A 13,570-nucleotide genomic window follows, 5' to 3' on the forward strand; every position below is an offset into this window, starting at 1 on the left:
CCGTCGCTAAGGCGACCCAGCCTAGCATAAACCTCTGTAAACGCTGCGAAATACACGTGTTTGTGGACGGAAACTAGCCTACACCCGGAAGAACGATATCGACCACGTCATCGCCGATATGACCGACGTCGTCGTGCTCGATCCGACTTACACGCGCGCTTTTACCAATCGCGCCACTGCCTGGGAAGACAAGGGAGACTTCGATCGAGCCGTTGCGGACTATACGCGCGCGATCACGCTCACGCCGGACGATGCCAGCCTCTACGTCGATCGCGCCGGGGCGCTCGGCAAGAAAGGCGAGCACGATCGCGCCATTGCCGATTGCGACAAGGCGATCGACATCGACCCTGCCAACGAGATGGCCTATGGCGTGCGCGGCATTGCCTGGAAAGACAAGGGCGACGCGGCGCGGGCCCAGGCCAATTATGACAAGGCACAGAGCGTGCGAACGGACCCTGTCACGCCTTACCATGACCGCGCCCTGTCATGGATCGCCAAGGGCGAGCGCAGGCGCGCCGAAGCCGACTGCAAGCATATTGCCGGGGTCGATGTAGACAAGGGGCGCGATTGCGCGCGCCTGATCATCGAGGCTTTGGGCGAACCGGACGACGGCAGTGGCGGCGCAACCGGCTCAAGCGCCGTTTCCGCCCAAAATGCGAATGGAGTGGAATGGCAGAACAAGGGCGACCATACCCGCGCCATTGCCGCGTTCGACGAGGCGATCCGGCTGGATCCGGCAAACTCCAATTTCTACTTCAACCGCGCCAAGAGCTGGGGCTCAAAGAAAGACTATGCGCGCGCTCTTGCAGATCTGGATGAAGTCGTCCGCCGCGACCCGGCCGACGCCCAGGCCTACCGAGTACGCGGCATGATGATGGCCCGGATCGGCAATTCAAAGGAGGCATTTGCCGATCTCGACAAAGCCATCTCTTTGATGCCGGCCGATCCAAAGTCGTACTTTATCCGGGCCCTTGTCTGGAAGGCCAGCGATCCGGACAAGGCAATCGCCGATCTGGACAAGGCAATCGCGCTCGATCCGACCAACGCCGATTACCGCAAGGAAAGGCTAAGCGTTCAACTCGACAAGCGCAGGGCAATTCCGAAAACCGCGCAAGCAGCCGACCCCGTGGCCAGCCAGGCTTATGATGCAGGCGCAGCCGCCGACGCGCCGGCCGCGCCACCAGCGGCCAAGCCAGCCGCACCTCCCGCATACGAGCCGCTGCAACTCTACCCCAAGAAGGAGGATCATTCCGAACTCGTTGCCTGGAATCTGAAATGGGGGCTAGAGCAACAGCTCCAAGGGGATGTCGCCGGCGCAATCGATGCGTTCAGCTTTGCGATCCAGCTCGACCCCTACAACGCCGAAGCGTTTTACGACCGGGCGCTTGCCGAGGCGTCGCAAGGCAACGACGCCCTTGCCGCCACCGACTGCAGGCGCGCCGTCGACCTCGACCCGAAGCGGGCGGGCTCCTGCATCGAACATGCGCCGGGCGAACCAGCCCGGTCGGCCGTCGGGAAGATAAGAGACCCCGCGGCTGCAAAAGTCCTGATCGAGCGCGCCGAGGCGCGACTTGCAGAATATATCAGCAGCGGCGCGCTTCTCGATCTGGCAAAGGCCATCAGCCTCGACCCGGACAACGCCGACGCCTATCTCGTCCGCAGCCGCGCCAGGGCATTGAACGGCGACGAGGCCGGGGCCGCAGCGGATTGCCGGCGCGCCACCGAACTCGATCCGAAGCGGGCCGGAGCCTGCGGCGGACAGGTTGCCGACGGTGAACGCGGACCGACCCCGCAGCCGGACAGTCAGGAGGCGAAGCCTCAAGCTCCGGATATCATGGCCACGGACGACACGCTGGCGGCAAAGGCCTTGGAGGCGAAGGACCCGCGCGCGCTGGAAGCGGTGCTTGGCGGTGATGCCTTCCTGGACATGGGCAAATACGACGAGGCGATCGGCGCATATGATCAGGTGATCGCGCTCGATCCCAACAACCGCTTCGGCTATTTCGGCCGCGGCAGGGCCTGGACCGCCAAACGCGACTACAGCAGAGGGATTGCCGATTACGACAAGGTCATCCAGCTCGCTCCCGATTTCGCCGCGGCCTATTTCCGCCGCGGTCTCGCCAAGGTGACTACCGACGACGCCGACGGCGCTCTCGCCGATTGCGACCGCGCCGCAACGCTCGAGCCGAAGGCGCGCGACGCTCACTATTGCCGGGGCATGGCGTGGCACGCCAAGGGCGACGCAGGGCGCGCGATCGCCGCCTATTCGGTGGCAATCGGGATCGACGCGAAGGATCACGCCAGCTATTACGCGCGCGGTATGGCGCGGGCCGACCAGAAGGACTATGACGGCGCCATCGCCGACTTCGACCAGGCCATAAAGCTCGACCCTGGCAATCCAGACTATGCGGTCGCCCGCAAGGCGACGATGGCTGCGCTGGCAAAAATTGGTGGCGCGCCGAACGCCGTAGGCTCGAAGAACCTCAAGGCTTTCATCGATCGGGGCGATGCCTTCTACGACAAAGGCAAATATGATCGCGCCATAGCCGAATACAGCAAGGCGATTGCGCTCGATCCGAGAAAAGCCTCGGCCTATGTCGGCCGCGGCACGTCGCTTGTCGAGAAGGGCATGTACGACGCAGCCATCAACGACTTCGGCAAGGTGATCGAACTCTATCCCAGCTATCTAGACGCTTATATCGGCCGCGCCGTCGCGTGGACCAACAAGAACGAACTGGATCGCGCCATCGCCGACTATAGTCGCGTGCTCGCATTCAAACCGCAATATGCGCCGGCTTATTTTGCGCGTGGCAGCGTCTGGTTCACCAAGGGCGACTTCGACCAGGCGATTGCCGACTTCGACCAGGCGCTGAAGTTCGATCCAAAGATGGCCCCCGCCCGCAAGGGCCGCAAGTTGGCGATAGTGGCAAGAGACGAAGCGAACGCATCGAAGATGTCAGGCAAGGCCGCTGGCCGGGCTGGCGAGCAAGCGACCAGGCCGGGTTGGACTTCGCTGGCCGCGCAGACGTTCAACAAGGGTCGAGCGCTGTATGGAAAGGACGACTATGACGGCGCCATAGCCCTTTACGACAAGGCGATTGCGTTCTTTCCGGCATTCCACGATGCCTATCTGGCCCGCGCCATGTCATGGGAGGCCAAGGGCGATTACGCTCATGCCGTGGCTGATTACAGCCAGGCGATCGCGCTCAACCCGAATTTTGCCGAGACCTACTATGACCGCGGCCAGAACCGCGGTTCCCAGGGAGATTACGACGGGGCGCTTGCGGATTACGACAAGGCCATCACCCTCAATACCAAGGACGCAAGGGTCTATGCCGATCGGGGTCTCATATGGATGGGCAGACATGAGGACGCCGCGGCACTGCGCGATTTCGAAAGGGCGCTCAGTCTCGACCGCAAAAATCTCTTTGCCTATCTGGGCCGGGGCGTCATACGGATCAGCAAGGCGGACTATGACGGGGCCATCGCCGATTTAAGCCAGACGATAAAACTCAAGCCGGATTTCGCCACCGCCTATAAAGTGCGAAGCCGCGCGTGGGACGCCAAGGGCAACCACAAGCGTGCCGAGGCCGACCGCAAGAAGGCATTGCGCCTCGGAGCGAAGTGAGGCTTGGCTTTTCGAACGACGAACGCCCGGAGCGGCAGCGAAGGGCCGAGGCCGGCAGGACGGAGGCGATGGAAAGGATCCCGACAAACTGCTTTTTCCTGCAGCCGTGCCAGTGAATTGGGCCGAAGTCACGACATGGCTCAGTCGCCAGGCTAGTTCGCCGACCCCAGCGCCTTGTCCAGCGCTTCCTTCACATCGGCCGGCCATGTAGCAACCGCCGGCCATGTGTCCGGCTCCGGTTTGTCGCCGCGCCTGGCGAAATAGAGCTTATGGTTGACCGGGTCGACCGCCATGAAGCCGTCATTGCCGCCGCAATCGTGCGGCACGCAGCCGCTGGCAAAGAAGGCGCCCGAAGCGGTCTTCTCAGTACCGCCGCCGACCAGCAGGCTGGTCGCCATGTCGGGCATGTCCTTGCCGAGCAGCGTCTCGGCTAGTTTGTAGACCGCCCCATTGTGGAAGGCGTCGATGATGTTGTCGTATTTCGACGGATCGACGTCCTTCCAGTCGGTGCCCGGCTCCGGCATATAGGTCAGATTACCGGACGTCGTCAGTCCGTCCGTCGGCGACCATTGCAGCGCCGGCTTGGAATCACCCGGCAGCAGATAGGGCACGAAATAGATGGCGCTGTCGGAGATCGCGGCCGGCGGCGCGCCGCATTCGTCCTGCTCGACCGTGACCGTCTGGATCGTGCCGCCTTCCGGCTTCCACACGATCACCTTGGCCGGGCCGCACTGGTTGCCGCCGTCGCCGACATCGACCAGTGCCACCTTGACGCCGCCGACCTCGACGATCTTGTCGAAGAAGACGTCGTAATTGCGCGCCAGTTCCTTGCCGTCGAAGGCGAGCACCCGTTCCCCGTACTCTTCCTCCTGGGTGATGGTCAGCTGGCCGCCCTCGAACGGGATCGGCGCCTGTTTGTCATTGTCGGCTAGGGCCGCATTGCTCAACGCGCCCTGGTCGGCGGCCGTGCCGGGCGCATCGTCAGCCGGCACGAGCACCGTGTCGGTCTGTGCATGCGCGCCAGCCATCGTCATCAGAATCCACGCCAGCGCGCAGGCGCCGGCAAGAAGCGAACGTGTCATGACTGTCCCTCCGTTCAGCCTCCACGAACCCGGCCTGTCGCGGCCGGGTCATCGTACCGCTCAGGCCCAGGGCCGCAGCTCGGCGTTCTTCTTCTCGAACGAAGCGATGGCGCCGGCCTTCTCCATGGTCAGGCCGATATCGTCGAGGCCGTTCAAGAGGCAGTGGCGCTTGAACTCGTCGAGATCGAACTTGACCACGCCGCCGTCCGGCCCGCGGATTTCCTTGGCCTCGAGATCGACCGACAGCGTCGCGTTGGAACCGCGCGAGGCGTCGTCCATCAGCTTCTCCAGGTCTTCCGGGCTGACGGTGATCGGCAAGATGCCGTTCTTGAAGCAGTTGTTGTAGAAAATGTCGGCGAACGAGGTCGAGATGACGCAGCGGATGCCGAAATCGAGCAGCGCCCACGGCGCGTGTTCCCGGCTCGAACCGCAGCCGAAATTGTCGCCGGCGACCAGGATCTGCGCCTTGCGGTAGGCTGGCTTGTTGAGCACGAAGTCCGGGTTTTCCGAACCGTCGTCCTTGTAGCGCATTTCGGCGAACAAGCCGGTGCCGAGCCCGGTGCGCTTGATCGTCTTGAGATAATCCTTGGGGATGATCATGTCGGTGTCGACATTGACGATCGGCATCGGCGCGGCGACACCGGTGAGCTTGGTGAATTTTTCCATGGTTCTTGCCCGTCTTCTTCTCATTGCGGGGAATTGCTGGCGCCCGGTTTACACAATGCCGCGGGCAAATAAAAGACGGCTGTTTTTGGACTTCCGTCGTCGATCGAAAACACAAGATCGGTACAAAACAGCTTCAAAATCACCGGCCCATGGTGCACTTTTATCGACATGACAACGCGATCCAAGGTCCTCTACGCCAGCGAACCGGGCCTCGGCACCGCCGAGTTCCGCCGCGTGCTGGTGGAATCCGGCCTCGGCGCCAACCGCCCCGTCGATGACGACACCCGATTGAAGGCGATGCTGTCAGCGGCCAATTTGGTGCTCACCGCGCGTCTCGACACAGAAGGCAAGCCGCTGGTCGGTGTTGCCCGCGGTGTCACCGATTTCTCGTGGGTCTGTTACGTTTCCGAGCTCGCCGTTTGCAAATCGGCGCAAGGGCTGGGTATCGGCAAGGGCCTGATGGATGAAGCACGCCGGCAACTCGGGCCGTCCGTCGCCATCAGCCTGATCTCCATGCCCGACGCGGTCGGCTTCTATGAGCGTATCGGCATGGAGCGGATGCCCAACGCATTCTGGTTCGGCCGCAAGCGCTGAAATCCACTTCCAGCAACCTCAACCTGGGCATCCTTGGCTAGGGTTCTGCCTCTTGACATGCAACCAAATGGTTGCATATTAGAGTCATGAGCATGGATGATGTCTTTCGGGCCTTGGCCGACCCGACACGCCGGCGATTGCTGGACAGCCTTCATGCCAGGAACGGACAGACGCTGAACGCGCTGTGCGGTGAGATGGACATGACGCGCCAGGCGGTGACCAAGCATCTGGCGATCCTGGAAGAAGCAAACCTCGTCACCACCATCCGCAAGGGACGCGAGAAGCAACATTATCTGAATCCCGTTCCCATCAACGAGATCGCCGAACGCTGGATCGGCAAATTCGAGCGGGGGCGACTGGGCGCCCTCAGCGATTTGAAGAAACGTCTCGAAAGGGAAGACTGATGAGCAACATTTTCGTTTATGTCACCTACATCCGCACTTCGCCCGAAAAACTCTGGCAAGCACTGACCGAGCCGGAGTTCCAGCGGCAATATTTCCTCGGCGCCCAGATGCTAAGCGACTGGAAACAAGGTTCGGCGTGGAAGATGGTTTACACCGACGGCCGCGTCACCGACAGCGGCGAGGTCCTCGAGATCGATCCACCCAAGCGCATCGTGCTCAAATGGCGCAACGAGTTCATGCCCGAGGTCAAGGCGGACGGCTACACACGCTGCACCTTCGCCCTCGAGCAGGAGGGCGAGATGATGAAGCTCGCCGTCACACACGAAGCCGACGGGCCGCACAAGCTGCTCGGCCATGTGGCGAACGGCTGGCCGCTCATCCTGTCCAGCCTGAAGAGTCTGCTGGAAACCGGCAAAGGGCTGTCGCGCCCGGCGTCGAAGGCTTGAGGTCGTTTCGACAGCGAAACGTTTCTGGAGGACAGATGATGCACGGTTCCGCGGTGCACAGCATGACCAATGGTGAGACCGTTATGGCGAGCGCCGATGTTTGCGCGCCGCCCGAGCGGATCTTTGACGCGCTCGTTACACGCGAGGTCGAGCGCTGGTGGGGGTCCGCCAAGACCTACCGGATGGCCGGATGGGCGGCCGACCTCCGCGTCGGCGGCCGCTGGAGCGTCACCGTCGAGACGGCGGCCGGCAGACACCTGCCCGCCAGTGGCGAATTCCTGGAGATCGAGGAGCCGCGCCGGATCGTGCAGACGCGGAGATACGACTGGGACCATCCGACGCTTGGCCGCCGCGAAACCAAAGTCGCCTGGCTGCTGGAGCCGATCGCCGGCGGCACGCGCGTCACCATCTGTCATGGCGGCTTTGCCGGCCTCGCTGACGCCGCAACCGAGCATGCGGAAGGTTGGGGTAGGGTGCTGGGCTGGCTTCAGGCGTATCTTGGTGCAGGCGGCTTGGTGGCGGCTGATCCAACGGTCGCATCGCTTCGCGCCAGCGTCAAATTACATTCAGTTCCCTGAACGCCCGCCCTTCAGCGACCCGGCTGTACCCAAACGCGGAGCAATCCACCGTGCGATAGCCGCCATGCACGATCAGTTCGGCAAGCGCTTTGCCGACCGCCGGCGCCTGCTGCAGGCCGTGGCCGGAAAAACCGTTGGCGAAGAGGAAATTACCGACCTCGGGATGCGGGCCGATCACCGCGTTCTGGTCGAGCGTGTTGTAGTCGTAATGGCCGACCCAGGCGCGCGTCGGCTTGATCGCCTCGAAGGCTGGAATGCGGGTCGCCAGCACCGGCCAGATCACCTCTTCGAACAGCGGCCAGTCGGGGTCGAAGTCGGCGGGATCAGCTGCTCCTTCGCCCTCTTCCGGCTCGGCGCCGCCGGTGATGTAGACCGAGCCCTCCGGCCGGACATAGATGCCGCTCGGGTCGACCAGCAGCGGCATGTCGTCATATTTCTCGCGCGCCTCGACGACGAAGATATTGCGCTTGCGCGGCTCTACCGGCAGCACCAGCCCGGCCATTGCTGCCACCTTGCCGGCATTCGGCCCGGCGGCGTTGACGACGGTGCCGGCCTCGAGCCGCTCGCCATTGTCCAGAAATACACCACTGACCCGGCCGCCTAGCCGCTCGATACCCGTCACCGACGCCGTGATGAAATCGATGTTCTTCGTCCGCAGTGCCTTGCGGAACAGCATCAGCATCGCATGCGCGTCGAACCAGCCTTCGCCGCTGCGGCCATAGGCGCCGGCGGAAATGCCCTCGACCGACAGCCACGGAAAGCGGCGGACGAGCGCCTCGGCATCCTCGAGCACGATGTCGGCGCCCTCGGCCATCTGCGCCTCGTGGTTGGCCCGCAGGATCGGCAGCCCGTTCTCGCCGGCAAGGATGAGATAGCCGCCTTCGCGAAAGCCGATATCGGCGTCCGCGCCGAACTCTTCCTTCAACCGCCGGAACAGTTTCAGCGTGAACTGCGACAGCCGGATGTTTTCCGGGATCGAGAACTGCTGGCGGATCGAAGCGCAGGACAGCGTGGTCGCGGCGCGGGAAAATTGCGGGTCGCGCTCGACAAGCGCGATCGAGCCCGAAAACCCTTCCTCGCGCAGATAATAGGCAACCGAGGAGCCGACGATAGCTCCGCCGATGATGACGATGTCGTTGTGCACCTTTTCGCCCTTCCGATCTGAACCGCCGAGTCACGCCGCCGGCAGGATGATCTCGAAGCGCGTGCCGCTCGCCGAGTCAACCAGCCGGATCGTGCCATCATGCGCTTTCAGGAGGGCCAGCACGATGCCGAGGCCCATGCCGGTGCCACCGGAATCGCGGCGCGTGGTGAAGAACGGCTCGAAGATGCGGCCTCGGTTGCTGGGCGAAATGCCGGCGCCGTCATCGTCCACCACAATGGTGGCCTTGCCGTCCGCGCTTGCTGCCGTGACCGAAACCAGCGTCGCGCCGTGCCGCGCCGAATTGTCGATGAGATTGGCCAGCACGATCGCGGCGTTTTCAGCCGACATGCGCAGGCCGATATCGGCGCCCGCCTCGAGGCGTACCGCCAGCCTGTCGTCGCCCGGCAGCAGCGCCAGTGCCGCACAAAGCGACGTGTTTTCGCCGCTCGGCTCGAGATTTTCGGCGCGCGCCAGGTCGAGCAGGCGTCGCACCAGCAGGTTGAGCCGGCCGGCATCGGTGACGATATTGTCCGAAAACCGCCGCCGCTCGACCTCGTCCATCGCGCCGCCCGAATCGCGCAGCAGTTCGGCGGCCCCCTGGATCGCCGTCAGCGGCGATTTGAGCTCGTGCGAGACGTGGGTGGCAAAGGTCTGGATGCCGTCGGAGCGAGCGTGCAGCTTTTCGGCCATGTCGAGGAAAGCAGCGGAGAGCGCAGCCATTTCGCGCGTGCCGTGGTGATCGAGCGGCCTGATCGCCTCGCGGTCGCCGGCGGCGATGCGTTTCGTGCGTTCCATCAGCGCATAAATCGGCCTGCTGACGGTGCGCAGGAAGACCAGCCCGATCAGCAGTGCGCCGCCGAGGATGGCGATTGCCGCCAGCGCCACCTTGCCGCGCTCGCCATAGAGATGCTTGACGATGTTGTTCGGCGTCCGCGACAGGTAGACGACGCCGGCGACCTTGCCGGAGACGGCAACCGGCATGGCGACGAAGACGCGAACCTTGGTGCCGCGGCTGACCGAATAGAGCGGCGGCGACGGCTGGTCGGGAACCCGCAGCCTGAGCGCGCTGGCGTAGCGGCCGGCAAGTGCTGCGCGAACTTCTTCGACGGCGACGAGCGACAGGCCGGCTTCCTCACGGCCGGCGATGATCACGCCTCTGGGGTCGAGCAGCCGGAAGCCGGCAAGCGTAGTCTTTTGCGTCTCGACAAGAATGCCCGACAGCCGTGCGCCGATTGCCGCGAAGGCAGGATCGACGCTGGCCGCGATGGCTGCGGGCCGGGTCGGCAGGATCCTGTCGGATGCAAGATCGAGGCGCGGTTCGATTGGCTGGTAGGGAGAAGCCCGATCCCTTGTGATGAGTGGAGGCATGGGTGTGCCGAGCTTTTCCGGGGCAAGGCCGGCCTCACGGACCTCTTGCGCATAGATCGCGGCAAGGGCGGCGCCTTGTGCGATCAGCTCGGCCTCGGTCTGGCGGATCAGCTGGTTCTCGTAGAGCCGGAAGAAGAACAGGCCGGCCAGCGGCAGTGCCATCACCATGATCAGGATGGCAATGACGACCGTGGCGAGCCGAGGCCGCCATTTGTTGCCAACCCATTTTTGGGCGCTCAACTCCCGCATTTACCCAGCCGGAAGCCGACGCCGTGCACGGTCTCGATTGCATCGAGGCAGCCGACTGCCGCCAGCTTGGCGCGGATGTTGCGGATATGGCTGTCGACGGTGCGGTCTGCGACATGGATGTTGGCGGCATAGGCGTTGGCCATCACCAAGTCACGGCCGAGCACATGCGCCGGCCGCGCCAGAAATCCTTTCAGGATCGCGAATTCGATCGAGGTCAGCGCCAGCGGCTTGCCGTCGAAGCTGCCTGTATGGCTTGCCGGAACCAGCAACAGTCTGCCATGCGAGAATTGCCGGTCGTCATCTGGTTCCGGCGCGGGCCGGGCGCGCCGCAGGATGACGTTGACGCGGACGACCAGCTCGCGCGGGCTGAACGGCTTGGTGACATAGTCGTCGCCGCCCATCTCCAGCCCCAGGATGCGGTCGATCTCTTCATCCCGCGCGGACAGGAACAGCACCGGCACGTCGGATGTGTGGCGCAGCCGCCGGCACACTTCCAGTCCGTCCATTTCCGGCATGCCGATATCGAGCACGACGAGATCGGGCGCACGGCGTTCGATCGCCTGCAAGGCAGCCGCGCCGTCCGGCACCGCCAGCGTTTTCATGCCGGCCTTTTCCAGTGCGAAGCAGATGATTTCGCGAATGTGCGGATCGTCGTCGGCGACCAGTATGTGGTGCGGCATCAAATCAGCGGCCCGGCATGAAGGGTTCGGACATCGGAGGAACCACGAATGCGCCACGCCTGTCGAGGGTGCGATTGATCCGCCAATTGCGAAAGCTCCACGCGCGCCAGTTTTCCTGGCCGGCGCGGAAGCGTGCTTCGTCCTGTGCATACCAGCCTGCGAGTTCGCGGATGGAGGCATCCTCCGCAGAAACCGTCCTGCTCTTGTGCTGGACGGAGCGATCGAGGGCCGGCAAGGCGCCGGGGCCGAGCGAGCGCAGGTACCAGACGTCGAGCTGGGTGCCTTGGCCGGTCATTTCGAGGCAATGGTCGACATTGTAGTTGGCGATCAGCGCGGCAAAGTTGATGAACGAGCAGGCATAGAGCGTCGCCGATAGCGTCAGAAGATTGGCGGAAAGCAGCCATTCGTTGGACTTTTCGCGCGCGATGCGGGCGATGATCAGGACAAGGCCCGCCGCCACCAGCCCCATCCAGACGAAGGCGGCGACACGCCAATAGGTCAGCGCATAGATGCCGATATAGCGATCGAGCCGCAGGATCGACGAGATCACCAGGAGGATGTTCTGCGCCACCCACACATAAACCAGCCGGCGTATGAGCGGATCGCCGGAGGTCGCACTTCCCGGCCTCAGCGCCGCCAGCACGAAGCCGGCGGCCAGCAGCGCCGTGACGATCAGCGGGTAGGCGCCGCGATGCGCGTAGGCGGCATAGGTCAGCCCGTCGGGAAGCGCGATACCGCCCCACAGATAGGTGGCGTCGAGTGCGCTCTGCACCGCGAACAGGATGTTGAAGACAACAAGCGCGCGGAGAATGGCGGCCTTGCCGAAGACGATGTCTTCGATGGTGGTCCTGGTGGCCGGCGTCGCCGGTGCGCTGGCTGGCGACACTTTGCGGCGGCGGAACAAGCGCGGCAGCCGCGGCCGCAGAAAGGCCCAGACGCCGGCAAGCACGAACAGCCAGAAGGCGAGACGTGGCAGCTGGATGAGGTTGAGCAGTGCCATCAGGTCGATCAGCGAGAACCAGTATTCGATGACCGGATTGGCGGCGCCGAACAGGGCGAGGAACACCGCGCCGAGGCTCAGCGGCATGACCCAGACGGCGATCGCCGCAAGGCGCACGCGCCGCCGGCCAAGCCGCCGCGCCGCCGTGCGCCAGCGGAGGAAATCCAGGACGAGCCGAAATGGCGTTGCCAGCAGGAACAGCGAGAGTTGGCCGGCGACGCGGGCAAGGCCGCGCCGCAACCGTCCGGCCAGTGAAAGCGCGAAGATGGCCGTCGCCGCCAGCGCGATCGAGACGGACAGTGCGCTGACATTTTCCACAAGCGGCAGCAGCGCCACAAGCAGCGCAACCGGCTTGAACCAGAACCTGCCATCGTTGAAGACGCCGAGAGGATGGAGAGCCATGCTCCCCGCGGCAATCGCAACGCCGAACAGGAAAAGTGTGATGCCCGCCGGTTGGCCATAGAAAAAGAAATCAGCCAGCGCGACGAGCAGGACTGCAATGCCGAAGCGGCTGCAATAGCTCGGCGCCGCCGAGAGGAACACTGTCATGATCGGGCTTTCTCGGTGGCTTTGATGCGGCCGGTGGGCAGGGATTTGCGGACGAAAGGGAGGAGGGTTGCCAAAGTCTGGGCCGGATCGACGAGCCACCAGCTTTCGCGGCGAAGCCGGTACGGCAGGGACCAACGGGAGTTCGTTTTTTCTTGCATGCCGCCCTTGTCGCATTCTGTCGGGTGGCAAGCGGGGCGGAGACGAGGAGATTTTCCGAAATTGCGTGCAGTTTTTGTGCACGGCTTGCCTCGGCCGGCTGCAGGCGGCATAGATCGGAGATGACCACCGAAAGCTATCGCCCGCGCCGCTCGGTGCTTTACGTCCCGGCCTCGAACGACAAGGCGCTGGCAAAAATCCCGTCGCTGGCCTGCGATGCCGTCGTCATCGATCTCGAGGACGCCGTCGCCCCGGTCGACAAGCCTTCCGCGCGCGAAAAGCTGGCGGCGGTTTTCGCCGGCCGTTCCGATCGGCGCTGCGAGATGGTCGTACGCATCAACGCGCTGTCGAGCGAGTGGGGCGGCGCCGACCTGCTGGCCGCGGCAAAATGCACACCCGACGCCATCTTGCTGCCCAAGGTCGATACGCCCCGCGACATCCTCGAGGCCGGCGACGTGCTCGACGACAATTTTATCCCGGACGAGGTCAAGCTGTGGGCGATGCTCGAGACGCCCAAGGCGCTGCTCAACATCGGGCCGATCGCTGAGCTCGGCCGCGATCCGGCCTCTCGACTGGTTTGTTTCGTTACCGGAACGAATGATCTGGTCAAGGACACAGGCATTCTCGCCACGCCCGACCGGCGCTATCTCGTGCCATGGCTGATGCAGATGGTGCTCGCGGCGCGTGCCGGCGGCCTTGACCTGCTCGATGGCGTCTTCAATGATTTTAGCGATATGGACGGCTTTGCGCGCGAGTGCACGGAAGCGGCCGCCATGGGTTTTGACGGCAAGTCGCTGATCCATCCAGCCCAGATCGAGGCCGCGAACCGCGCCTTTGCACCGTCGCCTGAAGCATTGGCCGAGGCGCGCACGATCAAGGAAGCCTTCGCGCTCGCCGAAAATACCGGTAGGGCGGTAGTTGCGCTGAACGGCAAGATGGTCGAGCGGCTGCATCTGGCGCAGGCCGAAAAACTGCTGGCGAAGGCCGCCGCTGTTCGCGCATGATTATCGCAACTGACGACAGGAT

The 13,570-nt window shown here is 63.8% G+C and carries 12 protein-coding genes; 6 read left to right on the top strand and 6 right to left on the bottom strand.

Annotated elements, in window-relative coordinates; translation table 11 throughout:
• Positions 1-118: 118 nt before the first annotated feature.
• Positions 119-3,628: a tetratricopeptide repeat protein gene (locus tag AC0L2X_RS17360; protein ID WP_473600055.1), complete on the top strand. Its 3,510-nt coding sequence runs from the start codon at positions 119-121 to the stop codon at positions 3,626-3,628.
• A 152-nt stretch (positions 3,629-3,780) separates the two neighbouring features.
• Here AC0L2X_RS17360 and AC0L2X_RS17365 read toward each other — a convergent pair whose 3' ends face one another.
• Complete coding sequence (locus tag AC0L2X_RS17365; protein ID WP_473553785.1) at positions 3,781-4,710, bottom strand: hypothetical protein; 930 nt, start codon at positions 4,708-4,710, stop codon at positions 3,781-3,783.
• Positions 4,711-4,770: 60 nt separating this feature from the next.
• Entirely contained in the window at positions 4,771-5,376 is a 606-nt protein-coding gene (gene leuD, locus AC0L2X_RS17370) for a 3-isopropylmalate dehydratase small subunit (RefSeq protein ID WP_292663076.1), read from the bottom strand.
• 168 nt (positions 5,377-5,544) lie between these two features.
• On the opposite strand from leuD, the gene AC0L2X_RS17375 reads away from it, so the two are divergent.
• The 4 genes from AC0L2X_RS17375 to AC0L2X_RS17390 all read left to right on the top strand — a co-directional run bounded on the left by AC0L2X_RS17375 (position 5,545) and on the right by AC0L2X_RS17390 (position 7,398).
• Positions 5,545-5,970 (top strand): GNAT family N-acetyltransferase, encoded by a 426-nt coding sequence (locus AC0L2X_RS17375; protein ID WP_473553787.1) that lies wholly within the window; start codon positions 5,545-5,547, stop codon positions 5,968-5,970.
• Between the two features lie 92 nt (positions 5,971-6,062).
• Complete coding sequence (locus AC0L2X_RS17380) at positions 6,063-6,374, top strand: ArsR/SmtB family transcription factor (protein ID WP_352491684.1); 312 nt, start codon at positions 6,063-6,065, stop codon at positions 6,372-6,374.
• Positions 6,374-6,820: an SRPBCC family protein gene (locus AC0L2X_RS17385; protein WP_473553789.1), complete on the top strand. Its 447-nt coding sequence runs from the start codon at positions 6,374-6,376 to the stop codon at positions 6,818-6,820. The genes AC0L2X_RS17380 and AC0L2X_RS17385 overlap by 1 nt, the downstream gene beginning before the upstream one ends.
• 35 nt (positions 6,821-6,855) lie before the next feature.
• Positions 6,856-7,398, top strand: coding sequence for an SRPBCC family protein (locus AC0L2X_RS17390; protein WP_473600056.1), 543 nt, complete (start codon positions 6,856-6,858; stop codon positions 7,396-7,398).
• On the opposite strand, the gene AC0L2X_RS17395 is transcribed toward AC0L2X_RS17390, so the two are convergent.
• From AC0L2X_RS17395 to AC0L2X_RS17410, 4 genes are read right to left on the bottom strand one after another with little or no spacing between them, the layout of a single operon-like run.
• Entirely contained in the window at positions 7,376-8,542 is a 1,167-nt protein-coding gene (locus tag AC0L2X_RS17395; RefSeq protein ID WP_473600057.1) for an NAD(P)/FAD-dependent oxidoreductase, read from the bottom strand. The two genes, AC0L2X_RS17390 and AC0L2X_RS17395, sit on opposite strands and share 23 nt — an antisense overlap.
• A gap of 30 nt (positions 8,543-8,572) precedes the next feature.
• Positions 8,573-10,159, bottom strand: coding sequence for an ATP-binding protein (locus AC0L2X_RS17400; protein WP_473553794.1), 1,587 nt, complete (start codon positions 10,157-10,159; stop codon positions 8,573-8,575).
• A complete protein-coding gene (locus AC0L2X_RS17405; protein ID WP_473553796.1) occupies positions 10,147-10,839 on the bottom strand; it encodes a response regulator in 693 nt (230 codons plus the stop codon). Before AC0L2X_RS17405 ends, AC0L2X_RS17400 begins: the two co-directional genes overlap by 13 nt.
• A gap of 4 nt (positions 10,840-10,843) precedes the next feature.
• The gene (locus AC0L2X_RS17410; protein ID WP_473600058.1) at positions 10,844-12,388 is read right to left on the bottom strand and encodes a DUF4153 domain-containing protein; all 1,545 of its coding nucleotides are present in this window, start codon (positions 12,386-12,388) and stop codon (positions 10,844-10,846) included.
• Between the two features lie 278 nt (positions 12,389-12,666).
• On the opposite strand from AC0L2X_RS17410, the gene AC0L2X_RS17415 reads away from it, so the two are divergent.
• Positions 12,667-13,548: an HpcH/HpaI aldolase/citrate lyase family protein gene (locus AC0L2X_RS17415; RefSeq protein ID WP_473553800.1), complete on the top strand. Its 882-nt coding sequence runs from the start codon at positions 12,667-12,669 to the stop codon at positions 13,546-13,548.
• Positions 13,549-13,570 lie beyond the last annotated feature (22 nt).

Source organism: Mesorhizobium sp. WSM4828 (assembly GCF_055811175.1).

What these genes read in the sequence shown, in the direction of transcription:
- AC0L2X_RS17415 (WP_473553800.1), top strand. Translation starts at nt 12,667, where the DNA reads ATGACCACCGAAAGCTATCGCCCGCGCCGCTCGGTGCTTTACGTCCCG.
- AC0L2X_RS17410 (WP_473600058.1), bottom strand. Translation starts at nt 12,388, where the DNA reads ATGACAGTGTTCCTCTCGGCGGCGCCGAGCTATTGCAGCCGCTTCGGC.
- AC0L2X_RS17360 (WP_473600055.1), top strand. Translation starts at nt 119, where the DNA reads ATGACCGACGTCGTCGTGCTCGATCCGACTTACACGCGCGCTTTTACC.
- AC0L2X_RS17380 (WP_352491684.1), top strand. Translation starts at nt 6,063, where the DNA reads ATGGATGATGTCTTTCGGGCCTTGGCCGACCCGACACGCCGGCGATTG.
- AC0L2X_RS17405 (WP_473553796.1), bottom strand. Translation starts at nt 10,839, where the DNA reads ATGCCGCACCACATACTGGTCGCCGACGACGATCCGCACATTCGCGAA.
- leuD (WP_292663076.1), bottom strand. Translation starts at nt 5,376, where the DNA reads ATGGAAAAATTCACCAAGCTCACCGGTGTCGCCGCGCCGATGCCGATC.
- AC0L2X_RS17385 (WP_473553789.1), top strand. Translation starts at nt 6,374, where the DNA reads ATGAGCAACATTTTCGTTTATGTCACCTACATCCGCACTTCGCCCGAA.
- AC0L2X_RS17400 (WP_473553794.1), bottom strand. Translation starts at nt 10,159, where the DNA reads ATGCGGGAGTTGAGCGCCCAAAAATGGGTTGGCAACAAATGGCGGCCT.
- AC0L2X_RS17375 (WP_473553787.1), top strand. Translation starts at nt 5,545, where the DNA reads ATGACAACGCGATCCAAGGTCCTCTACGCCAGCGAACCGGGCCTCGGC.
- AC0L2X_RS17390 (WP_473600056.1), top strand. Translation starts at nt 6,856, where the DNA reads ATGATGCACGGTTCCGCGGTGCACAGCATGACCAATGGTGAGACCGTT.
- AC0L2X_RS17365 (WP_473553785.1), bottom strand. Translation starts at nt 4,710, where the DNA reads ATGACACGTTCGCTTCTTGCCGGCGCCTGCGCGCTGGCGTGGATTCTG.